Consider the following 23,212-nt stretch of genomic DNA (forward strand, 5'->3'; position numbering starts at 1 on the left):
AGCTCAGTCGACCTCACTGTCGGCGTCGGCCTCGGCTCGCGGCTGGGTGAGGCTCGTCGCCCACTGGTAGAACACCTGCTTGCCGGGCTCAGTGTTGTCCACGTGCTCGTCGACGCCACGCGCGAGCAGGTCGCTGAGTCCGCGCACGATCGCGTCGAGGTCGTCGTGGGGGGCGGTGAGGGCGAGGCCCGCGGTGAATGACGAGATGACGGCCGACAGTCGAAACGCGTCGATGTCTCGCCGCACCATGCCGGCCTCCTGGAGAGCCTCGATGAGCTCGCCGCGCACGCCGATCTGGGGCACGTAGCGGAACGACGAGTTGTTGCGCATGATCGCGTTGAGCGCGCTGCGGTCGATGATGAAGAGCGTGCGCGCGAGAGGCCGCTCGTAGAGCGCGGTGAGGATGTAGAGGTACACCCGCGACAGCAGCCCTCCGCGGGGGTCGCGCTCGATGTTGTCGACGATGCTCGAATAGATGCGCTGGAACTCGCGGTTCAGCATGCTGACCAAGACGTCACCGCTCGAGTCGTACACCGTCTCAATCTCGCTCACCGGGTAGCCCGACTTTTCGCTGATCGACTTCATGGTGACCGCGTCATAGCCGTCATTCACGATGATGTCTACTGCAGCATCAAGGACTCGGGTCACGTCGGTCACGGAGTTCGTCATGGATGGCGGGCTCTCTCGGGGGCTGGTGGTCCTTCGATACTAAGCGGGCAGATAGACCAGTGGGTCGACCCATTTGGGGGGACAGTCGAAGTTGTCTGGGTACGTTCACAGTGCGGAGAGGTCGGGGTGAGGGATGCCCGCTCCTCACCACCTGCTGCGGCGCCGCCATTCCTCGCAGGTGTGGACACCTCGCCAAGGCGTGGAGGGGTGCCGTCTACGGTGTCGCGCATGCCCCGACGTTCTCTCACCCTCCGTGTTGCCGCGACACTCGCCGCACTCACCCTCGGAGCGAGCCTCACCGCCTGCGCCGACACGACGCGCATCCCGCCCGCCCCGACCGACACGGGCGCCGCCGAGCCCCTGTTCGCGTCGGACGAAGAGGCGCTCGCCGCCGCGGTCGAGGCGTACGAGGAGTACGCAGCCGTTGTCGACGCGCTCCTGATGGGACGCGAACCGAGCGTGCCTCTCGAAGCAGTAGCGTCGGGAGCACTTGTGGAACAAACGTTGGAGGACGTGGCTGAGTTTGCAGAGCTTGGCTGGGTAATCACAGAAGGCCGACAAACCCTGAATCCTCGACTGCAGTCTCGACAGCCCGTAGGCGACGGTGGCGAGCTGGTCGTCCTCTACTTTTGCGAAGATGTTTCTCAGGTCGATGTCATTGATTCTGCGGGCGAGTCCGTTGTCAACGAAGACCGCGATCCGTTCACGCCGTTTGAGGCGACGATCCGGCTGGAATCAGGAGATGAGCCATTGGTCCTCGAACGGCGCGTTTGGGAAGGTAGCGGTATATGCATCTAGCTGCGCTCATCGTGGCAGGAGCACTGATTTTCCCTTCCGCAGCAATTCCAGGCGCGAACGAGTGCCCTCGGTCTTCACAGTTGACGGGGGGTTGCTCCAGCTCCACGGGCGAGATTCGTGGTCAAGGCGTGGAATTGACTGGGCAGTCCAACTCCGGCAGCCAAACGGGACAAGGGTCGAGCAGCGGCGGCGGATCGGGAGCTGACTCTGCAGACTCGACTTCTTCCGGCACGTCGTCTGAAGGGTTCGGCTCCGCCCCAGCGAATCCGGTCTACCGACCGCTGAACCCCGCGCGCTTCGGCACGACCGACATTCGATGCGTCATCACGGTTGGCGGCCGCTGCGAAGTCCCATTCATCGGTAATGCACAGACGGAAGACGAAGACGCTGTCCTCGACGCCGGCGATTCACTGACCGTCGTCACGATCAGCGACATCGCCAGCTTCGCTCCTCGCGCCGCAGTCCAGTTCATGCAACCCGACCGCTGGATGGTCGTCGGTTTACCCACCAACTTCTACGCGCAGATCGACCGCCACGTCGTGTCCGGCACCCTGCTCGGGCAGCCCGCCGACGTGCGCTTCACCCCGCGCGCCTACAACTGGAGCTACGGCGACGGCACGACCGCGCTTCGCGGAACGCCCGGCAACACGTGGCAGGCACTCGGGCTCGCCGAGTTCGACCCCACCGCCACAAGCCACGTGTACACCGCCGAAGGCACATACGTGATCGACCTCACCGTGCTTTACACCGCCGAATACCGCTGGGCCGGCGGCGCGTGGACGCCTATCGCCGGCCACGTCGAACTGCCCGCCAACAGGCTCGTCGCCCAGGCCACGTCTGACGCCGTCACCGTCCTCGTCGACCGCGACTGCGGGCGGGCACCCGTCGGCCCCGGCTGCTGACACCACCCGCACGACCGGCCCTCGCCGCCGACGACTTAGCGAACCGTCGGAGACCGCTCAGACGCGGCAAATAACATGCCAAGGTTGACGGACCACGCTGGACGCGGCGAAAGGACACACCACCCATGAGCAACACGCCCGAACAGCCCGCCGCGCCTGCTGACCCCGCCGCCGCGCCCGTGCATCCCGCCCACTCGGCGAACCCCCCGCAACGTCGCTCGCTGCTCCCCGTCGTCGCCGCGCTCGCCGTCGGTGCCCTCATCGGCGGTGCCGCCGGAGGCGGCGTTGTCGCCGCCCTCTACGGCGGCCAGTCCGGCATCATCACCAGCGGCGGCAACCCCACCACCGTCACCGTCAACAACCCCGACAACGCCACCGAAGTGACCGGCGTCGTCGCGCGCGCCATGCCCTCCATCGTGACCCTCAGCGTCAGCGCCACCAACGGCGCCGCCGGCAGCGGCTCCGGCGTGATCCTGAGCGACGACGGCTACGTGCTCACCAACTCGCACGTTGCCACCCTCGATGGCGCGACCACCGAACCCACCATCCGGGTCACGACCCACGACGGACGCATCTGGAACGCCACCCTCGTCGGCGCCGACCCGATCGCCGACCTCGCCGTCGTTCGACTCGAAGGCGCGACCGGCTTGCAGCCCATCGAATTTGGCGACTCCGACGCCCTCAACGTCGGCGACCGTGCCATCGCCATCGGCGCGCCGCTTGGGCTGAGCGGCACCGTCACCAACGGCATCGTGTCGGCCCTCAACCGCTCAATCACCGTGCGCTCCTCCGCCGTGCCCGATGCGCCCAGCGAGATGGCGCCCGACGACGGCGACACCGAGGGCGACCTCGACGAAGCCCCGCCCTTCGACTTCTGGAACTTCGCGCCCCCCGGCGACGCCGAACCGCAGCGCCGCCCCAGTGCCCCCATCTCCCTGAGCGTCATCCAGACCGATGCCGCCATCAACCCCGGCAACTCCGGCGGTGCCCTCCTCGACAGCGACGGGCGCCTCATCGGCATCAACGTCGCCATCGCCACCGCGGGAGGAACGTCCACAGCCGGCAGCATCGGCGTCGGCTTCTCAATCCCCGCCAACTTCGCCCAGCGCATCGCCACCGAACTCATCGAAACCGGCCGCGCAAGCCACGGGCTGCTCGGCGCCACCGTCACCGACGCATCCAACACGGCAACAAGCCCGGTGGTCGGAGCGCTCATCGACCAGGTGAGCCCCGGCGGCCCAGCCGAACTCGCGGGCCTCCGCGCCGGCGACATCGTCACCGAATTCAACGGGGTGCCCATCACCAACCGCATTGACTTGACGGCCCAGGTCAGGGTACTCGCGGGAGGCGACGACGCGACACTCGTCTATGTCCGCGGCGGCCAGGCGCGTGAGGTGCGCGTCACCCTCGACGAACTGCAGTAGCCGCCGCACCCGCTAGATTCGGGGAATGGGCGGGCCCGACACACAGCGCAGCGGCGTGAGCTACGTCATGCCGGTGTACAACGAGATCGCCTACATCGACGACGCCATCGACAGCGTGCTCGCCCAGCAGTACGACGGGCCCACCGAGCTGGTGCTCGCTCTCGGGCCGTCCACCGACGGGACCAGTGAGCGTGTCCGCCAGCGCGCCGACGCCGACCCGCGCATCCGCATCGTCGACAACCCCGACATGGCGATCCCGATCGGGCTCAACCGGGCGATTCGCGCATCCCGTTACCCGATCGTCGTGCGCGTCGACGCGCACACGGAGCTGAGCGAGGGATACACCGCCACCGGCGTCGCCACGCTCGAGCGCACCGGTGCCGTCAGCGTCGGCGGCGTCATGGTCGCGAACGGCCGCACCACGTTCCAGCGCGCCGTCGCCCGCGCCTACAACAGTCCGCTCGGTCTCGGCGGCGCGAGCTACCACACGGGCGGCGAGGAGGGTCCGGCCGAGAGCGCCTACCTCGGCATCATGCGTCGCGACGAGCTGCTCGACATCGGGCTGTACGACGAAGAGATCAACCGCGGCGAAGACTGGGAACTCAACAAACGCCTGCGCGACGCCGGCCACATCGTCTGGCTCGACCCCGCGCTTCGCGTCACCTACTGGCCACGCGACACGTGGCGGAAGCTGGCCCGCCAGTTCCGCGCGACCGGCATCTGGCGCGGAGAACTCGTGCGCCGCGCCGGCGGCCGCAGCCCGCTGCGCTACTACGCGCCGCCCGCCCTCGTCGCCGCCAGCGCGTTCAGCGTGCTCGGGCTCATCGCTCTCGCCCTCGGTCTGCTCGCCCCCGACACCGGGCCCGTCGCCCTCGCGGTGATCACCGCGCCGACGGCGCTCTACCTGCTGCTACTGCTCAGCCTCATCGTCGCGCCGCTCGGCGGTTCCACCGCGCGCGATCGGCTCGCGTTTGTCGGCGTCATAGCCACGATGCACTTTGCGTGGGGTGCCGGCTTCATCGGCGGGGCACTGTTTGGGGCGCGCGGCTCTGTCGACCGGTCGCGCACCGAATCCTGACCGGGGCGGTCCTCGACCGGCTCAGTCGAGCATCCCCTCGGCGAAGATGCGGTCGACGACGCGCGCGGACGCGTGACCGTCGTCGAGGGGCGCGAAACGCGCGCGCCAGTCGGCGCGGCGCCGCCCCCACACGGTCGCATCCGGATGCTCGCCCCGCGCCAGCGTCGCCAGCACCAACAGCAACGCATCGCGGTCCGACGCGGTCGGGCCCGGGAAGTCGGCCGTCACGTCGAAGTAGAACCCGCGCAACTGTTCGCGGTACTTCTCAAGGTCGGGGGTAAAAAGCACGAGCGGCGCCTCCGTCGTGATCGCGTCGAACATGATCGACGAGTAGTCGGTGACAATGACGTCGGCGGCGACGAGGAGCTCGCTCATGTCGGGGTAGGTGGTGACGTCGATGAGGCCGGGCGCGCGCCGGTCGGCACCCCCGCGCAGGGTGCGGCTGTGCCCGCGCACCAGCACCACATGGTCGATGCCGATCGTGCCATCCAGTGCCGGGGCGATGCTCGGCAGGTCGAGGTAGTCGACGATGTCGTCGGCGTCATCGCGCCACGTCGGGGCGTACAGCACGGCGCGCTGACCCGGTCTGAGGCCGATCCGGCGCCGAATCGCCTCGCGGTCGTCTGAGACGAGCACGTCGTCGCGCGGATAGCCCTCCACCCATAAAGGCCCGGTGAAGGCGTAGGCGCGGCGAAAGATCTCGGCGGCGTAGTCGTTTTGGGCGAGCAGGACGTCCCACCGTCGTGACTCGCGTCGCACGGCCAGCCGGGTGCGCAGCCCAACGCCGTCCCTGTCGAGTGCCAAGCGCTTCAGCATCGTGCCGTGCCAGGTCTGCAGCACGCGTTGGTGGGGGCGGGGCTTCCAGCGTTTGCGCATCCAGTCGTTGACGACGATGAGCCGCGCGGCCGCGCGCACCCGCCACCACTCGTCTGAGCCCTCCACGACGGCAATCGCGCCGTCAGGTACGGCCACCGAGCGGTCGACCACGCTCCAGTAGCGGGGGACGTCGGGGCGGCGGGCCGCGAGCTCGCGGTCGATCGCGAGCGGATTGCAGGCGGCTGACTGCGAGTAGAAGCTCTCGAACATGACCGCGTTCTCGGGGGTCGGCCGGGCGCGGCGGTAGGCGCGCTCGCGCTGACGTTGCGCTCCGGGGGCGCGCTCGTCGTCGGTGAGTGGCGCGGCGACACGGACGACGAGGCCACCCGACTCGCTGGCAACGTCGCACCGCATCAGGCCCGTCGTGAGCGGCGACGGCGGGACGGTGGTCACCGCGACCCGCCCCGACTCGTGCACCGCGTTCGCGGCCCGCCACTGCAGCCGATAGGTGCCGCTGACCGGGGCTAGCCCGGTTCGGCCCCACCGCTCACGAACGAGCGGAATCGACACACTCAGACGCCCATCACGGGTCATCATGTTCGCCTCGAGACGCATGCGCGGCCCAACCGCTGCGAGCGACTCGAGTTCGACCTCGCTCGACCCCTCGAGGCGTAGAGCGTCGCCGTCGAGCGTGATGCGGTCGATGGTCACGGCGGGCCGTGAGTCGGGCAGCGGCGGGGCCGGTACCGGTCGGCCCGCGACCAGCGCGTCAATCGCCTCCAGCACGCGCACTGTCGCCCCACCTGCCGGGTGATCAACGTGCTCGTCGCGCAGCCAGCGCGTGTGCTCGGCGACGGTGTGCGCGAAAGGAGTGCGTGCATCCCGAAGCTGATCGAGCTGGTCGAGCGTCGCCCGCCAGCTAGTGACATGGCGGCCGCCGGTGAATTCCGCGTAGGGCATGTACAGGCCACGGGTCGCAAGGTAGGTCGCCACGTCGGGGGCGAAGAACACGCTCGGCACGCCCGCGATTGCGCCGTCAAACGCAATCGACGAGTAGTCGGTGACGATCGCGTCGAGCGCCGGGATGACCGGGGTGACGTCCGCGATGACATCGCGTCCGATCAGTCGAACCCTCGCACTCAGCGCAGGGCCGCCGGCGTACGAGCCTGCTCCCAGCGGATGCGATCGCACGAGCAGTGTCGTGTCCGTCCTCTCGCACCACGCCGCGATCGCCGCCCACTCCTCCTCGCTCGGGATCGCCGGGTCGAGCGCGCCGTCGCGCCACGTCGGCGCGTAGAGCACGACCGAGCCGGCCGGCAATGCGCCGATGGCGGCCTCGATTCGGCCGCGCGCATCCCGTCGTCGAGATTCGGCGTCGCCCGTCGTGAGCACGTCGTCGCGCGGCTCGCCGAGAGCGACCACCCGCTCAGCCGGAATACCAAACCCACTGCGGATGCGCGTCGCCACCAGCTCAGACGCCACCGGAAACAGCGAAATGCCCCGCCCGGCGCGCCGGTACAGCGCCGCCATGAGCCGCCGCGCCCCGGGCAGCGACCCGACGAGGGGGAGGCTTAGTGCTGCTGAGGTATCGAGGTGCAGTCGTTTCAGCGGGATGCCGTGCCAGAGCTGCACCACGGTGGCGCCGCGCGTGCCGAAACGGTTGACGTCGCCGGCGCCGTGAGTGATGACGACGACGCGGGCGCGCAGGGTTGCCCAGAGACCGCGCGGTCCGCGCTTCAATTCGCTGCGCATGCCGCGGGCGCGCGCCTCGTCGCGCTCCGTCGCGGACGAGGCGAGCCACAGGTGGTCAGCGCCGTCGGCACGGGTGACGGCCGCGTCGTAGAGAGCGAGAGCGCCCTCGCCGAGACCGATGCCGCTGCCGTACACCCACCGTCTCGATGAGCGGGGCACGACGGCGGCCGCGAGCCAGCCCGCCGCGTAGAGCGGAGCGCGGGCGAGCACCCGGGCGTTGCCGGCGCTGAACGTGAAGCTGGCCATCGGGCCGATTCTTCCACGCGGGTGGACGGCGCGACCGCTCATTCACCCGAGCGGGAGCCGTCGCTACGACTCGGTAACGGTGTCGGCGAATGGTCAGGAGAGCCTCACCGGGCTTGCGAGAATCGACGGGTGAACGTGGGGGAACAGCTGAAAACCGCGCGCCGGGTGATCTCCCGGTTGCTTCGGCAGCGCCGCAATCGCCTGCTGATGGACAAGCGCATGGCGGAGGTCGACCTGACCCTGCCGAACGACGTCGAGGTCGCCGTCTACTTCGCCGACGGTGTCGTCAACCTCTACCAGGTGCGCCAGTGGTTCGCGCCCCTCGCCGAGCTCGCGAAGACTCGTCGGGTCGCGATCATCACGCGCAGCCCCGGCGCCACCCTCGCTCTGCTCGATGAAAGCCCGGTGCCCGTCGCGTACTGCCGCACGGTGCTCGACCTCGAGCAGTTCGTGGCGCAGAATCCGACGCGCATCGTGATGTACGTCAACCAGAACGCCAAGAACTTCCAGATGTTCCGCTACGGACGCATGTGGCACGTGTTCATCAACCACGGCGAGTCCGACAAGATGTACATGACCACCAACCAGTACAAGGCGTACGACTACGCGTTCATCGCCGGCCAGGCCGCGCACGACCGCCTGAGCAAGGTGCTCTGGGGGTACGGCCTCGAGACGCGGGCCCTGCGCATCGGCCGCCCCCAGGCTGATCACTTCGCGGGAGAGCTTCCCTACACGCCCGACGATCGAACTGTCGTGCTGTACGCGCCCACTTGGGAGGGCGATCGCCCCGCAGCCTCGTACGGCTCGATCGCCAGCCACGGTGAGGCGATCGTGTCGGCGCTGCTCGCCACGGGTCGCCACCGCGTGATTTACCGGCCGCACCCGCGAAGCGGCGTGCTCGACCGTGACTACGGCCAGGCCCACCGCCGCATCGTGCAGGCGATCGAGCAGGCGAACGCGAGCGACCCGGCCGCGCAGCACATCTTCGACGACGGACCAAGCCTCGGCTGGCAGCTCGCCGCCGCTGACGTCGCGATCTGCGACATCTCGGCGATGATCTACGACCGCCTGGCGACGGGAAAGCCCCTGCTCGTGACGAGGCCGCTATCGGCGGATGCTCTCGTCGACACGGGCGGGTACCTTTCGGCATGCGAGTGGCTGACCGCCGACGCGGCATCGGAGGTCGTTCCGGCGCTCGACCGTGTGCTCACCGACGCCGACGCACACGCCGCACTGCAGCACTGGGCGTCGCACTACTTCGGCGACACGACGCCAGGGGCTGCGACCGCACGCTTCCACGCGGCGATCGATCAGCTAATCGACGAGTGGCACGCGGCCGAACGGGAGCACCGCCGCGACCCGGTCGTACTCGGCACCGAGCACGACGCCGACGACCCGCTCGACGACGAAGCGCTCAGCGACCGAGCCGTCGTTTAGCTCCGTCAATCGCGGGCCGAAGCGACAGGCGACGCTTCTCGCCCTCGGCGCGGGGCGGCTTGGGTGCCTTCGGAGGCTTGGGCGCCTTGACGACCGGTTCCAGCCCCGCGGGAAAGAGTGCCGGTGCGGGGCCAAAGGCCTCGCGGGCCGCATCGACGGCGCGACCGCCGAGCGTGCGGTTGGCGCTGCCCCCGATGATCGCGCCGATGCCGAAAGGAATGAGGCGCCCCGCCATACTGCCGCCCTGAGCGACGGCGAAGCGCCGAACGAACTGCTCCCGGAGCTTCGCGTTGAGGGCCGTCGTGAGTGCTTTCGGCATCGCGGAGGCCACCGTTTCGCCCCAGTACTGGCGTCGGTCGGGGCCGGTGCCCGACGCCTGCAGCAGGAACTGCTGCACGAGGTCCTTGCCGGGCCCGCCGAGCAACAGGGCCATGACGATGGTGTGGGCGCGCTCTTCGTCGTCGACGACGATGCCGTGCACCTCGGCGACTGACTGCGCGTACAGCGCCGTCATCTCGAAGAACGTGACCGTTTCGACGCCGATCACCGTCAGGCCGACGGCGGTTCCGACACCGGGAATCATCGTCGCCGCACCACTGCCGGCTCCGGTCGCGGTGACCCCGGCGAGGTAGCGGCGCTCGAGGATGCGCACCACCTGCTCGGGCGTCGCCTGCGGGTAGCGCTGGCGGATCGACCGGATGTGCGCGATGACCGCCGGCCGCTGGGCCGACATGGCGGCACGAAGCCCCCTGATCAACAGGGGGTCGGATTGCCGCTCAATCTCGGTCACTGTTTCGTTCCGTAATCGGTGTTGTATCGCTCGAGCACGTCCGCGATCGGACCATCGAGCGCGAGAGCGCCCTTGTCGAGGTAGAGCCCGCGGGTGCAGAACCGCTTGAGGTCGCGCTCGTTGTGCGACACGAAGAACAACGTTCGGCCCCCGGAGAGCAACTCATCGATGCGGGCGTAGCACTTGTCGCGGAAGGCCTTGTCACCGACCGCGAGCACTTCATCCACCAGCAGAATCGGCTCGTCGAGTCGCGAGATGACCGAGAACGCGAGCCGCACCTTCATGCCGCTCGATAGGTGCTTGTAAGGCGTGTCGATGACGTCGCCGAGTTCCGCGAAGTCGATGATCTCGTCGAACCGTTCGTCGATCGCGCTGCGTGTCATGCCGTGCAGCCCCGCCGTCAGCAGCACGTTTTCGCGCACGGTCAGGTCGTTGACGAACCCGCCGGTAATCTCGATCAGCGGAGCGACACCCCTGTGCACGGTCACCGCACCCTCGTCGGGCAGCATGACGCCAGCAACAAGCTTCAGCAGCGTCGACTTACCCTGACCGTTGCGGCCAACGACGCCGATCGCCTCGCCCGCGTGCACGGTGGCCGTGACACCGCGCAGGGCCCAGAACTCGCCGGGACGGGAGCGTCGGTTGCGACCCGCGAAGAGATCCTTGAACGAGCGCCGGCCGCCCCGATTGCGACGAAAACGGATGCCCGCATCCCGTACTTCAATGACCGGTTCGGCCACGCTCACACCTCCTTCAAGACGGCACGGATGGTGCGTCGGAAGACCAGCATGCCGATGCCGAGGAAGACGAGCGACATGACGGCAGCGATGCCGACGGCCCAGAGGTCGAGTAATTCAGGGAAGAAGGCGGCGCGGTAGAGCGAGAAGATCCCGGCGAGCGGGTTGAACGCTGCCCACACCTCGAGCCCGTCGGGCAGGTCGTCGATCGCGTAGATGATCGGCGAGGCGTAGAACAGGAACCGCAGGATGAGCTTCACCGCCCGCTCGAGGTCGCGGAAGAACACGACCAGTGGCGCGATGATGAGACCGAGCCCCACAATGACGATCGCCTGCAGTGCCACCGCGAGCGGGAACCACAGCACTCCCCACGTCAGCTCGGCGCCGAACGCGATCGCGAACACGGCGATCACCGGCAGGCTGAAGAGAAACTCGATGCCCTTCGACAGCACGATGCGGTTCACCCAAATGCTGCGCGGGATGCGCGTGGACCGAACCAGCTTCGCGTCGCGGATAAACGCGCGGGTCGAATCACCGACGGCACCGGTGAACCACATCCACGGCAGCAGGCCGGCGAGTAGGAAGACGATGTACGGGCTCGCGCCCACTGTGCGGTCGAACACCTGCGTGAAGACGAACCAGTAGATGCCCGCCATCACGAGCGGGTCGAGCACGCTCCAGAGGTACCCGAGAAACGACGTCGAATAGCGCACTTTCAGGTCACGCGACGTCAGCAACCACAGCGACTGCCGGTAGGCGGCCGCGGGGGAGCGGCGCTCAGGCGTCGATGCGGCAGTGGTCACGGCAGAAACGCTAGCGGGTTCGGGCGAGAACGGATGCAGACGGAGCCGAACCGGCCCCGTGCATCCGAACGCAGCGAATTAAACGAAGAGGTTCGCGCGCTCGAGGTCCTCGGCGAAGTCGACCTCGACGGCGTACAGGTCGCTGATGTCGGCGGGCTCGATACGCAGGCCGTCGTGCTGGATTGCGAGTTCGATGCCGCGCTCGAAGTAGTCCTGATCGTCGACGCGCTTCAGCTGGGCGATCAGAGCCTGCTTGTCGGCACTCGAAATGTAGTTGATGCCAACGGCCTCGCCGAGACCACCGACGACCTCCTTCGAGATCTCGTTGATGAAGCCCTCGGCGTCGACCGTGTACTTGACTTCTTCGTCGCTGACCTTTGCCGTGTTGACGGTGACGAAGCTGCGGTCGGCGTGGACGAGCGGGGCAGAGCGGACAAGCGCCTGCGGGTCGAACACGACATCGCCGTTCAGCCACAGAACTCCGGCCTTGCCGGTCGCCTTCAGCGCCCGCAACAGGCTCTTCGAGGTGTTGGTCTGGTCGTACGCCTCGTTGTACACGTACTCGACCTCGGGGAAAGCCTCGACGATGTGCTCGAGTTTGTACCCAACGACGGTAGTGATGACGGCGTCGTCGCCGAAGGCAGCACGGATGTTATCGTGCTGCTGCTGCATAATGGTGCGGCCATCGCTGAGCTCGGTGAGCGGCTTCGGCAGGTTACGGCCAAGGCGGCTACCTATGCCAGCGGCAAGAATGACGACGTTGACGGTCATGACGGACTCCTTTGGAGAAGATGGGCGATGACACTCCGTCGTGTACCGGCTGAGTTTACCCGAACAGTCCGCAAATGTTCAGGAACTGTCCATCTCGAATCCGCAACGACGTCACCCGCAGCCGCCGTGAGCCACGCTTTGCGAGTTATTCTCCCGTGAACGGGTGCGGTAACTACACCGACCCGTCGGCGTTGGTACGGTGGGTCGCGTGAGCGCCGCCAAGACGGGCCAGAAATCGGGTTCGGCCACCCCGAAACGGCCGAAGACGAGCCAAAAAGCGGCGAACACGAAAGGGCCGAAAGCGAAAGCCTCGCCCCCCACTGCCGCCGTCGAGCCGCCCGCACCGAAGCCGGCCCCGATCGTGCTGCAGGTGGATGCGCTGACCAAGCGCTTCGGTCGCACGACCGCGGTCGACGCTGTGTCGTTCGATGTGCGCCGCGGGTCCATCTTCGGCTTCGTCGGGCCGAATGGTGCGGGCAAGACGACCACACTCGGCATGGTGACGGGACTGTTGCGCCCCGATTCTGGCCGCGTGCACGTGGGTGAGGCGGACGTCTGGGCGAAGCCGGTCGAAGCCAAGCGACTCATCGGCGTGCTTCCCGACCGGATGCGGCTGTTCGACCTGCTCACCGGTGCGCAACTCCTCTACTACTGCGGAGTCCTCCACGGGCTCGACCGCGAGACAGCACGCACGCGCACGGCCGACCTGGCGCGGTCGCTCGGCCTCGACGACGCGCTCGAGCGCCCCGTGCGCGACTACTCGATCGGCATGATCAAGAAGATTTCGCTCGCCGCGGCGTTGATTCACTCGCCGCGCCTGCTCGTGCTCGATGAGCCATTCGAGGCGGTTGACCCCGTGTCAACCCAGCTGGCCTCCGATGTCCTGCGGCGCTACGCCGATGCGGGCGGCACGGTCGTCCTGTCCAGCCACAACATGAACTTCGTCGAGCGAATGTGCGACGAGGTAGCGGTCATCGTGGGCGGGCGCGTCCTGGCGCGCGGCCCCATGGACGAGGTGCGCGACGGCCTCAGCCTCGAAGAGCGCTTCGTCGAACTGGCCGGCGGACGCCAGGCAGTGGAGGGGCTCGAGTGGTTGACGACCTTCTCCGACTGAAGTTCGCGCTCCTCGTCTCGGCTCTGCGCCCGGGGTCTCGGCGCGCGGTGCGCAGCCTCGTGGTGGCGGGTCTCGTCGTCATCGTCGCCGGCGGGATGCTCATGGCCGGCTCGGCCGTCGACGTCACCGACCCTGGGCAGCGCTCAGCACTCGTCATCGCCGCGGGCGCGCTGTCGTTCGGCATCCTTGTCGCCCCGCTCGCGGCGGGTCTCGGGTCGGCCATGGAGCCGCGCCGTTTCGCGGCCTTTCCGATTCCTCCCGGGCGACTCGCCCTGGGCCTCTATGCGGCCGGCTTCGTGGGCGTTCCCGGCCTGCTCGCGATCACGCTGGCGGTCTCCGTCGAGAGCGCGTGGTCCGAGCATCCTGGCCGCGGGGTTGCGGTCGCGGCCGGCGTGATCACGGCGCTCACGATCATCCTGTCGTCGCAGTTGCTGGTCGCGATCGCTGCCCAGCTGGCGGTGTCCGAGTCAGCGGCGCGGGCCGTCACGGGCACGGCGCGCGCTGTCGTTGCGGTCGCCATCGCCAGCGCGGTTCTCGCCGCGGTTGTCGCCGTCCGCGGAGACGATGAGGCGGCGCTTGTTCGCTTCGCGTCCGTCGTGGGTCGCAGCCCCGGAGGCTTGACGTGGGCGGCCATCGGCGAGCCGGGGGGTGAAGTCGCGTTCCGGTTGAGTGTCGCGGTCGTCGCGTTGCTGGCGCTCGGCGCGCTCTGGTTCGGCGTCGTCAACCGGCTCATGGTTGCCGCACAGCGGCAGCGCCCCGCCGCCGATCGCCGAACCGATGCGGGGCTCGGCTGGTTCGACATGACGCCGGCGACGCCCGGCGGCGTGATCGCAGCGCGCTCACTGCTCTACTGGACGCGCGACCCGCGCTACCGGGTGGTGCTGCTTGGCCTCCCACTCGCTCCGCCGCTCATCATGGTCGCGCTCCTGATTGCCGGTATTCCGCTGCCGCTGTTGTGGCTGATACCGCTGCCATTTCTCGCGCTGTTCCTGGGGTGGTTCAGTCACAACGACGCCGCCTACGACCACACCGCGATTTGGATGCACGTCTCCGCGCCCCTGCGGGGTGCCGCCGACCGCTGGGGTCGCCTTGTGCCGCCGCTCGTGCTTGGCGTACCCCTCGTGCTGATCACCGCGCCGCTCTTCGCGCTCTGGTCGGGCATCGACAACGGCTTCGAGGCGCTGGCGGGCATCAGCCTCGGCCTGTTGTTTACCGCCCTCGGAGTGTCGAGCGTCGTCTCGGCGCTCGCCCCCTACCCGGCGGCGCGCCCCGGTGCCGGCCCGTTCGATCAGCCACCGCTCACCGGTTCGCGCTCGTTCTGGGCGCAGGCGGGGTCGCTGGTCGCCGCCCTCGGATTCATGTCACCAGCCCTCACGCTCGCCTGGTGGGGCCTCATCGCGGATGCTCGCTGGCTGCCCATCGCGGGCCTCGCGGGCGCAGGAACCGGCCTCGTCATGCTCGGCCTCGGCGTGCTCGTCGGGGGACAGGTCTTCAAGCGCCGCGCACCCGACCTGCTGTCTCTCGCCCAGCGCACCTAGGCCCGCGCGTAGAATCGTGCCCATGGCTACGACCGACGATGCAGGGCAGGGTGGCGGCGTCGACGTGCTCGACCGCGAGCTTGAGAAGCTCCTCGAGGGTGAACAGCTCGAAGACGGCGACCACGAGCGCTTCTCGCACTACGTGCCGAAGGACAAGATCATCGAGTCGGCCGTGACGGGCAAGCCCGTTCGCGCCCTGTGCGGCAAGAAGTGGATTCCGGGGCGTGACCCCGAGAAGTTCCCGGTCTGCCCCGACTGCAAGAAGATCTACGAACGCATGAAGGCCTAGCCGCCAGCGGTTACCGCTGCCGCTTGCCGGCTTCGTCCACTGCGGCTTGCCCGGCGCACCTGCATTCCTCGCGGGCGCTGAATGTGCGGTTGTGGCTGTCTCCTCCCCAGGCATCGCGCCACGACTGCATACTCGAGAAACGCCCCGCCGCTGCTCTGGCCCATTCCCGAAGCGGCACAGTCGCGTCATGCCCGCCCGACCACAACCATTGCCCACGCAGCTCGAGAGTGGTCCGTTCGCCGTGTCGAGGGATGGGGCCCATGGCGTCTCACGAGGCCGCCTCCGTGCATCCGATATTGCACGCCCACATCGCGGCGTTGCCGTCGCGCAAGCCGCATTCCAGACCCTTCAAGAACGGGCGGCTGCCGCACTGCTTTTCGTTGGGCCCAATGCCTGGGTGTCTCACTCGACCGCGGTGCTAATCGCAGGGCTGCCGCTTCCCCGACGTCTCGAGACTGGGCCTATTCATGTCGCGGCGGTGCCTCCTCGAGCAGCGCCGCGTGCGCGGGGAATCATCGGTCATCGTCTCAATCTTCGTGATCATGAGCGCGATGTCCTTCACGCCACCGGGCTAAACCGGGAGTGGACCGAACTTCGTGCAGTCGCCGCTCCGCGGGCACTGTTGACTGTCGCGTCGGAGCTCAGACTCCCCGATCTCATCGCGGTTGTTGACGCACTGCGGTTTCGAACGTCTGACACTGACCGAACCCTCGCCGATTCGGGCGAGCGAGGGTGGGGCAACTCACAAAGCTGGGATGACAACCGGCTGGCCCAGGAGATGGGGCGTCTTTTCGCTGAGCACACCGGATCCCGTGGCCTCGTCGCGCTCAAGTCCGCATGGAAGGCGAGTCGACTCGGCGTCCGTTCGCGGCCCGAGTCACTCCTGCGCACGGCGTTGTGCGCGGCGCGTCTTCCCGAGCCTGTCGTCGGCCACACCATCTTTGGTGCCGGTTGGACGGCAACGCCTGACCTCGCCTGGCCACAGTGGAACGTCTTGGTCGAGTACGAGGGCGAGCATCACCGCACGAGTAAGCGCCAATTCGAGCACGATCTCGAACGTTTTGAGCGCTACATCGATGAGGGGTGGAGGCCGATACGCGTTCTCCGCCCAGACCTCTTTCACAACCCGGTACCCATGCTGTACCGGGTAGCTGACCGGCTTCGCTCGGCTGGCTGGCGCCCACGACGTCACTGGGCACTGCGGCCCGTGCCGGCTTTTCTGCCCTAACCGGACGACGACCATAGTCGCCGCTATCAGGGGGCCTGAGTGTGCACTTGTGGTTGCGCCGCTGCGCCGTGTCCAACCACAACTGCAACCTCGGCCGAGAGTGTGCGAGGGCTGCCGTCGTTGCCTGTCCACGGCACGCCGAACCGGAGCCGCGGCGCCTTCCCGTGTAGGCGCGTTGGCGCCAAACCCGTCGCGCCCTACCGCAGACCGAGGCTGGCGAGCAGCGTCGGGAAGACGGCGATGATGGTCAGCGCGATCGCCGCGTACGTCACCACGATGAAGACCCACGTGAACGGCAGGATGCGCGCGGCACCTTTCTGCGCCCGCCCGCGACGCCGCGTCAGCTTTCCGGTCGCGAGGCTCCACCACAGCGTCGACCAGAACAGCGGAATCGCTGCAGCCCACACCGCCATGCAGTAGGGGCACAGCACGCCGATGACGAACACCGACTGCTGGAAGAGCCACAGTACGAAGACGAACGCGACGCTCACGCCGCCGAGGAAGAGGCCCCAGAACCAGCGGTCGAATCGGGCACCGGCGAGCAACGCGACTCCCACCGCTATCGGCGCGACGAAGCCGGTGACACCGAGCAGCGGGTTGGGAAACCCGAGGAGTGATGCCTGCGGCGTGACCATGACGCTGCCGCACGACAGCAACGGGTTGACGTCGCACGCGATCTCGTAGGTGGGGTCGGTGAGGCTTCGCACTCGCTCGATGATGAGTGCCATGGCGCCCCACCATCCAACCGCGCCGGTGATCACCAGGGTGAGGGCCATCGCCCAGGGCCGTCGCGCATCACTCACCACCCCAGTATCGCCCGCCGTGCTTCGGCGCGCCTGGGCCGAACGTCCTGTCTTGCGGCTGTCGCGTGCGATAATGAGGTGCAATCGATGCGGGTCCCGCTCGCGTCGACACACGAAAAGCTTTCCGGGTACAGACCGGGCCGGCCGAGCGGCGCACGACGCGTCACGGCCGTCGGATAGCCAGCTCCGCACCTGACAGCGTGGTGACAGCGCGCGAAGGTTCCGTTCCGCCCCGGTTGTGCGGCACGGCACCACCAAATGAAGAGTTCGCCGGATGCTCGCGGGCGTTCGGCACAACAGGTTCCGTCTGGCAGGCCCAGACGATCGAGGAGTGCACCAGCGATGGTGAGTGATGACAGCACCAACACGACAGACACCGACGGTACCCGGCGACGGGGGCGTATTTTCGGGGGGCGCGGGCGCAAGCGCGCCGATGAGGGCGCGGTGACCGAGGTGCGCGACGCGGCCCCGGATGCGCCCGGCCCCGACAGCCGGGGGGACGACGCGGTGCCGACCGCGAACGCAACCCTGGTCGAGGGGTCAGCGGAGGAGCCGACTGCTGCGGCGGGCGGTGTCGAGCAGAACACGTCGACGCCGGAAGGGAGCGCGCTCGAGGCAGAGGACCCCGAACCGGCGGCTGAGCAGCCGGCGGCTCCGCGGGCGATCTCGACCACCGATTTGCTGTTCGTGCCCCCGCCCGTCGAACTCGTGCGCGCGACGACCGCGCCCGCTCGCGGCGGGGCTGCCCCGGCAGGGTCTGACGATGATGACGACGACACTGGCGCTTCGGGTCGCCGCCGTCGCCGCCGCTCCCGCGGTGGATCGCCGGCCGACGGCGAGACCGGCTCACGCGAGCAGGCCGACCGCGACGAGCGGGATGACGACCAGTCGTCCACGCGCACCCGTTCACGCGGCCGCGGCCGCAGCGGCTCGGCCCGACGCGAGCCCGAGCAAATCACCGAGCCGCAGCGCATCAAAGGCTCGACGCGACTCGAGGCGAAGAAGCAGCGGCGCCGTGACGGTCGCGACGCCGGCCGTCGCCGCCCCGTCGTCACGGAGGCCGAGTTCCTCGCCCGCCGCGAAAGCGTCGACCGTGTCATGGTGGTGCGCTCGAAAGAGAACCGCATCCAGATCGGGGTGCTCGAGGACGGCGTTCTCGTCGAGCACTACGTCGCGCGCTCCAGCGAGTCAAGCCTGATCGGAAACGTCTACCTCGGCAAGGTGCAGAACGTGTTGCCGAGCATGGAGGCGGCGTTCGTTGACATCGGCCGCGGCCGCAACGCCGTGCTCTATTCGGGGGAAGTCGATTGGGATGCGGCGCAGGCCGATGGCGAGAAGAACCAGCCGCGACGCATTGAGTTGGCGTTGAAGCCCGGCGACAAGGTGCTCGTGCAGGTCACGAAGGACCCGATCGGCCACAAGGGTGCCCGCTTGACGAGTCAGGTGAGCCTCCCGGGTCGCTACCTGGTGTACGTTCCGAACGGCTCGATGAGCGGCATCAGCCGCAAGCTGCCCGACACCGAGCGCGCACGCCTGAAGAAGATCTTGAAGGAGGTGCTGCCCGAGAACGTCGGCGTCATCGTGCGCACCGCCGCCGAGGGCGCCACCGAAGAGCAGTTGACGCTCGACGTTCAGCGCCTCACGAGCCAGTGGGAGCACATCCAGAAGCAGCTCGAGAACTCTGGTGCTCCGGTGCTTCTGCATTCCGAGCCCGACCTGCTGGTGAAGATTGTTCGTGACGTCTTCAACGAAGACTTCCGCTCCATGGTCATCCATGGCGAGGATGCGCACCGCACGATCACGAGCTACCTCGAGTCGGTCGCCCCCGATCTGCTCGAACGCGTGCAGAAGCACGACGGAGAGCACGACCCATTCGACGAGCACCGCATCTCCGAGCAGATCGAGAAGGCGCTGGAGCGCAAGGTCTGGTTGCCCTCGGGTGGCTCGCTCGTCATCGATCGCACCGAGGCGATGACGGTCGTCGACGTCAACACCGGCAAGTTCGTCGGCTCCGGCGGAAACCTCGAAGAGACCGTCACGAAGAACAACCTTGAGGCAGCGGAAGAGATCGTGCGCCAGCTGCGCCTGCGCGACATCGGCGGCATTATCGTCGTAGACTTCATCGACATGGTGCTCGAGTCGAACCGCGACCTCGTGCTGCGGCGACTCGTCGAGTGCCTGAGCCGCGACCGCACGAAGCACCAGGTGGCCGAAGTCACGAGCTTGGGTCTCGTGCAGATGACGCGCAAGCGCATTGGTCTGGGCCTGCTCGAAACGTTCAGCGAGACCTGTGACGTGTGCGCGGGCCGCGGGCTCATCGTGCACCACGACCCGGTCGTCAAGCACCGCGGCCAGAACGGTGGCAACGACGGTGGCCGTGGCAGCCGCCGCGGCAGTAACGGCAACGGCGCCGGAAACTCCAACGGCGGCGGCAGCCACGGCCAGCAGAGGAGCACGTCGGTTCCCGCCGCCCACGCGATCACGGAAGACGTCTCGAAGGCGCTCGCCACGATTGCCGCCAAGACGGTGCACCACGACAGCGACCCCGCCGTCGATGCGCCCGCGGCGCCGACCGTTGCCCCCACGGAGTCCGCGCCGCAGTCGCCCACGGTCGCCGAGAAGTCGACCGCTACTGCGGCAGCCGACACCCCGGCCGAGATTCTCGACATTCCGTTGCCGGTTACGAATGGTGGCCGCAAGCGACGCGCCGTCGACCCAAGCACCGCCGAGCAGTTGCTCGGCTCGGTACTCGAGTCGCTGCCCGAGCCGCCGGCTCCAGGTACGCGCAAGCGGGCGTCGCGTCGTGCGACGAGTGGAACCATCACCGCCGCACCGGCGACGACGGAGGAGACCGCGAACTCGTGACCCGCGTTGCCCCCGACCGCCGGTCGCTGCTTGCCGATTCATCTCGGCGGATGCGTCCACGCCACGTCGTGTGGATGCTCGCGGGCATCGCGGGGCTCGTTGGCGTCGTCGCGCTGCGGCACCTGACCGCGGCCGACGGGCCGTGGGATCTGCCAAACGCTGGTCAAGACCTGCTCACGCTCGCCACGAGCGTGCTCGTCGAGTCGCTGCCGTTCATCGTGCTCGGCATCACCCTGTCGATCATCGTGCAGGTGTGGGTGCCGCAAGCCTGGCTGATGCAGTGGCTGCCCCGCAACGCGGTCGGCCGACGCGCGATCATCTCGATGTTCGGCATGTTCCTGCCGGTCTGCGAGTGCGGAAACGTTCCGCTCGCGCGAGGGCTCGTGCGCCGGGGCTTCTCGGTGCCCGAGTCGATGACCTTCCTCATCGCCGCGCCGATCCTGAACCCCGTCGTCATCATCACAACGCATCAGGCGTTCGGCTTCGACGACGGAATCCTCGTCGCGCGCCTGCTCGGCGGGTTCCTGATCGCGAACCTGATCGGTTGGCTGTACGCGAAGCACCCCGAGCCCGAGACGCTGTTGACCGCGCGGTTCGCGGAGCAGTGCCGAATCGATGACGAGAGCCACGAACATCCGACGAAGTGGCAGCAGACGCTCGATTTGTTCGTGCGCGAGACGAGCATCCTGATGCCGGCGCTCGTCATCGGCGCGCTGGTCGCCGGAGGCATCCAGGTGATCGTGCCGCGCGAGATCCTCGTCGCGCTCGGCAGCGACCCGCTGTGGTCCATCGTGGCCATGATGGTGCTCGCGTTCATCATCTCGGTCTGCTCGAGCGTCGACGCTTTCTTCATCCTGCCGTTCGCCGCGACGTTCCTGCCCGGGTCGATCGTCACCTTCCTCGTATTCGGCCCGATCATCGACATCAAGATGCTCGCTCTCATGCGCACCACCTATTCAACGCAGACGCTGATACAGATCACGACCGTGGTGGGCCTGGTGGCTGCCGCTCTCGGCTTGATGGTGAATTATGTGGCGTAGCGTGCAGCGCTGGCGCGGAGTCGTCATCATCGGGGCGATGGCCGCCGTGATTTTGTGGCTGGCGGTCTCTGGTCAGCTCGCCCTCTACATTCACCCGCGGTACAACATCTTCGCGGTGCTGATGGCCGTGATCGCGGTGGTTTTGGTTGTCGGTTCGCTTGTCGGACGCCGCCACCACGACGACGAGGATGCACCCCCGCCGCCGCGCCTGCAGCGCGCGATCGCGCTCACCGCGGCCGCCCTTGCGGGCGCCTTCACGGTCGGGATGATCGTTGTGCCCCCAGCGACGCTGTCGACGGCGACGGCTGAGCAACGCGAGATCAATTCGACGGCGGCGAGCGACGCTGCCGCTTTCGAGGCGGCAACCACTGCTGACGCCGACGCCGTCGCACAGTTCACGGTGCGTGAGTGGGCGACGATCCTGCGACAGACCAGCGACCTGTCGTTCTTCGCGAACAAGCCGGTGACCGAGCTGGTCGGGTTCATCACGCCCGACTCCGACGACCCCGAGAACGTGTTCTATGTCTCGCGTTTCGTGGTGACGTGCTGCGCGGTCGATGCGCAGCCGCTCGGCGTGCCGGTCTACTTGCCAGGGTGGAGCCAGTCGTTCTCCGCCGACGACTGGGTCATGGTCGACGGAAGCTTCTCGAGCAACCCGAGCAGCGCGAGCCTGCAACCCGTCGTCGTTGTTCCCGACGCCGTTACCCCGATTGAGCAGCCGCGTGAGCCGTACCTCTTCTGACGGGCGCGCATTCACCCGGGCTTTCTGGTGGACGACCGCCGTCACGGCCGGCGTGGCGGCGGTCTTCCTCCTGCTCGGGGCGATGCAGGGGCCGAAGCTGTCGACCGCGCAGGTCGACTCGGTGCGCGTGACCGAGCAGGCCGGGCAGCAGCTGCGCTTGTTCGCCAACCAGCCGCTCAGTGAGATCACCGCCGAGCAGGTCAGCGTCGATCCGGCGGTGCCGGTGCAGGTGAGCGTCCAGGGTGAGTTGATCGCCGTGCAGTTTGAGCGCGCCCTCGACTACAGCACCGACTACACGGTCACGGTGAGCGGGGTGGCATCACCGTCGCGCAGCGCGACGAGTGACTTTGTTCACACCTTCACGACGGCGCCGGGGTCGTTTGTCTACGTCGATCGCGGAGAGACGGTTGACGAGGTACTCGTGGCTGACGTGGCGGGCACCGGTCGCGGCGAGGTGTTACACACGGCCCCGGGCATCCAATTCGCGGCGCCGCTGGAGAACGCGCTCATCCTCGCCCGTGACGACGGCAGCGGTGGCAGCATCCTCGAGGTGGTCGACCGGGCGTCCGACGCCGTGGAGCAGGTGCGCCTGCCCGCTGATGGCCTCCGGATCGACGCGCTTCAGGTGCCCCGCGTCGGCACAACCGTCGCCCTGATCGTGTCGGCGACGGACGGAGCCGATGGGGCCGCGAACCGCTGGCTCGCCCTCGTTGACCTTGCCGGTGTCGGCGTCGCCGACTGGGTAACAGGACTCGATGGCGAGCCGATCGCCGCCCTGGATGCGTTCTTCACGCAGGCGGGGGACGCCCTGCTCATTCACGACATCGACCAGGCGCTCTTCCGGCTGCCCCTCGCCGATCCGAGCCTCATCCTCCCCGTGGCACAGTTCACGGAGGTGCACGGGGTGTCGAGCGACGGCGGGCGGCTGAGCGCAACCGATCCCTTTGGCGGCGTTGCGTTCGACCTCGACTCGAGCGAGGAGGAGCGGATCAACCCGTCACTGTTCGACGATGCGCTCGTGTTTGGCGCCGATTTCCACCTCTTGGCGTCGGGGGAGTGGGTGCAGCGGGTCGCCGTCACCGATTCTTCCGGCCTCGCTGTCGCCAACCTCATCGTCGTGGATGACGGAGCCGGAGAGTCTCGATTGCTGGCGCGCACCGTCTCCGACGCCGGGTCGTTCGTGGACTTCCGGGTGTCACCGAACGACCAGTTCGTCGCCATCGAGGTGGTGCCCGTTGTCGCGGAGGCGCAGCCGGATGGTCGCGCGGTGAACGGGCGCGCAACATCGATCACCGTCGTGATCGTCAACATCGCCACGGGGGATCTCGTGCGGAGCGTGGCGGGGTTCGCGCCGACCTGGTGACCGGCGC

General features: G+C 68.0%; 19 protein-coding genes. 12 read left to right on the top strand and 7 right to left on the bottom strand.

The features are described from left to right. Positions 1-3: 3 nt before the first annotated feature. Entirely contained in the window at positions 4-657 is a 654-nt protein-coding gene (locus EV140_RS04970) for a TetR/AcrR family transcriptional regulator (protein WP_130281638.1), read from the bottom strand. Positions 658-897: 240 nt separating this feature from the next. Here EV140_RS04970 and EV140_RS04975 point away from each other — a divergent pair, with 240 nt between their 5' ends. From EV140_RS04975 to EV140_RS04990, 4 genes are all read left to right on the top strand, one after another. Next, on the top strand, positions 898-1,467 hold the full coding sequence (locus tag EV140_RS04975) for a hypothetical protein (protein ID WP_130281640.1): 570 nt from the start codon (positions 898-900) through the stop codon (positions 1,465-1,467). A 134-nt stretch (positions 1,468-1,601) separates the two neighbouring features. Then, positions 1,602-2,369 carry a hypothetical protein gene (locus EV140_RS04980; RefSeq protein ID WP_130281642.1) on the top strand — a complete coding sequence of 256 codons (768 nt, stop codon included), beginning with the start codon at positions 1,602-1,604 and terminating at the stop codon, positions 2,367-2,369. 125 nt (positions 2,370-2,494) lie between these two features. Continuing rightward, positions 2,495-3,793, top strand: coding sequence for a S1C family serine protease (locus EV140_RS04985; RefSeq protein ID WP_130281644.1), 1,299 nt, complete (start codon positions 2,495-2,497; stop codon positions 3,791-3,793). Positions 3,794-3,818: 25 nt separating this feature from the next. After that, a complete protein-coding gene (locus EV140_RS04990; protein ID WP_130281646.1) occupies positions 3,819-4,871 on the top strand; it encodes a glycosyltransferase family 2 protein in 1,053 nt (350 codons plus the stop codon). Positions 4,872-4,892: 21 nt separating this feature from the next. On the opposite strand, the gene EV140_RS04995 is transcribed toward EV140_RS04990, so the two are convergent. Then, positions 4,893-7,685 carry a CDP-glycerol glycerophosphotransferase family protein gene (locus EV140_RS04995; RefSeq protein ID WP_198674352.1) on the bottom strand — a complete coding sequence of 931 codons (2,793 nt, stop codon included), beginning with the start codon at positions 7,683-7,685 and terminating at the stop codon, positions 4,893-4,895. Between the two features lie 129 nt (positions 7,686-7,814). On the opposite strand from EV140_RS04995, the gene EV140_RS05000 reads away from it, so the two are divergent. Continuing rightward, positions 7,815-9,122 (top strand): CDP-glycerol glycerophosphotransferase family protein, encoded by a 1,308-nt coding sequence (locus EV140_RS05000; RefSeq protein ID WP_241971301.1) that lies wholly within the window; start codon positions 7,815-7,817, stop codon positions 9,120-9,122. Here EV140_RS05000 and EV140_RS05005 read toward each other — a convergent pair. From EV140_RS05005 to EV140_RS05020, 4 genes are all read right to left on the bottom strand, one after another. After that, complete coding sequence (locus EV140_RS05005) at positions 9,100-9,912, bottom strand: hypothetical protein (protein ID WP_130281650.1); 813 nt, start codon at positions 9,910-9,912, stop codon at positions 9,100-9,102. The genes EV140_RS05000 and EV140_RS05005 overlap by 23 nt on opposite strands. Then, positions 9,909-10,652 carry an ABC transporter ATP-binding protein gene (locus EV140_RS05010; RefSeq protein ID WP_130281652.1) on the bottom strand — a complete coding sequence of 248 codons (744 nt, stop codon included), beginning with the start codon at positions 10,650-10,652 and terminating at the stop codon, positions 9,909-9,911. The genes EV140_RS05005 and EV140_RS05010 overlap by 4 nt, the downstream gene beginning before the upstream one ends. 2 nt (positions 10,653-10,654) lie before the next feature. After that, complete coding sequence (locus EV140_RS05015) at positions 10,655-11,452, bottom strand: ABC transporter permease (protein WP_130281654.1); 798 nt, start codon at positions 11,450-11,452, stop codon at positions 10,655-10,657. A gap of 78 nt (positions 11,453-11,530) precedes the next feature. Further along, positions 11,531-12,223, bottom strand: a complete 693-nt coding sequence (locus EV140_RS05020; protein ID WP_130281656.1) for a phosphocholine cytidylyltransferase family protein — start codon at positions 12,221-12,223, stop codon at positions 11,531-11,533. Positions 12,224-12,431: 208 nt separating this feature from the next. On the opposite strand from EV140_RS05020, the gene EV140_RS05025 reads away from it, so the two are divergent. From EV140_RS05025 to EV140_RS05035, 3 genes are read left to right on the top strand one after another with little or no spacing between them, the layout of a single operon-like run. Further along, complete coding sequence (locus EV140_RS05025) at positions 12,432-13,337, top strand: ABC transporter ATP-binding protein (RefSeq protein WP_338418537.1); 906 nt, start codon at positions 12,432-12,434, stop codon at positions 13,335-13,337. After that, on the top strand, positions 13,313-14,875 hold the full coding sequence (locus EV140_RS05030) for an ABC transporter permease (RefSeq protein ID WP_130281658.1): 1,563 nt from the start codon (positions 13,313-13,315) through the stop codon (positions 14,873-14,875). The genes EV140_RS05025 and EV140_RS05030 overlap by 25 nt, the downstream gene beginning before the upstream one ends. Positions 14,876-14,897: 22 nt before the next feature. Continuing rightward, entirely contained in the window at positions 14,898-15,164 is a 267-nt protein-coding gene (locus tag EV140_RS05035) for a DUF3039 domain-containing protein (protein WP_130281660.1), read from the top strand. Between the two features lie 1,425 nt (positions 15,165-16,589). Here the strand turns inward: EV140_RS05035 and EV140_RS05045 are convergent. Continuing rightward, positions 16,590-17,195: a vitamin K epoxide reductase family protein gene (locus EV140_RS05045; RefSeq protein ID WP_241971302.1), complete on the bottom strand. Its 606-nt coding sequence runs from the start codon at positions 17,193-17,195 to the stop codon at positions 16,590-16,592. 345 nt (positions 17,196-17,540) lie between these two features. On the opposite strand from EV140_RS05045, the gene EV140_RS05050 reads away from it, so the two are divergent. The 4 genes from EV140_RS05050 to EV140_RS05065 are packed head-to-tail and all read left to right on the top strand — an operon-like array spanning position 17,541 to position 23,205. Next, on the top strand, positions 17,541-20,060 hold the full coding sequence (locus tag EV140_RS05050) for an Rne/Rng family ribonuclease (protein ID WP_422386085.1): 2,520 nt from the start codon (positions 17,541-17,543) through the stop codon (positions 20,058-20,060). A gap of 50 nt (positions 20,061-20,110) precedes the next feature. After that, a complete protein-coding gene (locus EV140_RS05055) occupies positions 20,111-21,100 on the top strand; it encodes a permease (protein ID WP_130281947.1) in 990 nt (329 codons plus the stop codon). Beyond that, positions 21,090-21,842 carry a TIGR03943 family putative permease subunit gene (locus EV140_RS05060; RefSeq protein ID WP_130281667.1) on the top strand — a complete coding sequence of 251 codons (753 nt, stop codon included), beginning with the start codon at positions 21,090-21,092 and terminating at the stop codon, positions 21,840-21,842. Before EV140_RS05055 ends, EV140_RS05060 begins: the two co-directional genes overlap by 11 nt. Continuing rightward, positions 21,823-23,205: a hypothetical protein gene (locus EV140_RS05065; protein ID WP_130281669.1), complete on the top strand. Its 1,383-nt coding sequence runs from the start codon at positions 21,823-21,825 to the stop codon at positions 23,203-23,205. Before EV140_RS05060 ends, EV140_RS05065 begins: the two co-directional genes overlap by 20 nt. Positions 23,206-23,212: the final 7 nt, after the last annotated feature.

Origin of the sequence: Microcella alkaliphila (genome assembly GCF_004216855.1) — a bacterium.
GTDB lineage: Bacteria > Actinomycetota > Actinomycetes > Actinomycetales > Microbacteriaceae > Microcella > Microcella alkaliphila.

What these genes read in the sequence shown, in the direction of transcription:
- EV140_RS05055 (WP_130281947.1), top strand. Translation starts at nt 20,111, where the DNA reads ATGCGTCCACGCCACGTCGTGTGGATGCTCGCGGGCATCGCGGGGCTC.
- EV140_RS04985 (WP_130281644.1), top strand. Translation starts at nt 2,495, where the DNA reads ATGAGCAACACGCCCGAACAGCCCGCCGCGCCTGCTGACCCCGCCGCC.
- EV140_RS05035 (WP_130281660.1), top strand. Translation starts at nt 14,898, where the DNA reads ATGGCTACGACCGACGATGCAGGGCAGGGTGGCGGCGTCGACGTGCTC.
- EV140_RS04975 (WP_130281640.1), top strand. Translation starts at nt 898, where the DNA reads ATGCCCCGACGTTCTCTCACCCTCCGTGTTGCCGCGACACTCGCCGCA.
- EV140_RS05020 (WP_130281656.1), bottom strand. Translation starts at nt 12,223, where the DNA reads ATGACCGTCAACGTCGTCATTCTTGCCGCTGGCATAGGTAGCCGCCTT.
- EV140_RS04990 (WP_130281646.1), top strand. Translation starts at nt 3,819, where the DNA reads ATGGGCGGGCCCGACACACAGCGCAGCGGCGTGAGCTACGTCATGCCG.
- EV140_RS05060 (WP_130281667.1), top strand. Translation starts at nt 21,090, where the DNA reads ATGTGGCGTAGCGTGCAGCGCTGGCGCGGAGTCGTCATCATCGGGGCG.
- EV140_RS04995 (WP_198674352.1), bottom strand. Translation starts at nt 7,685, where the DNA reads ATGGCCAGCTTCACGTTCAGCGCCGGCAACGCCCGGGTGCTCGCCCGC.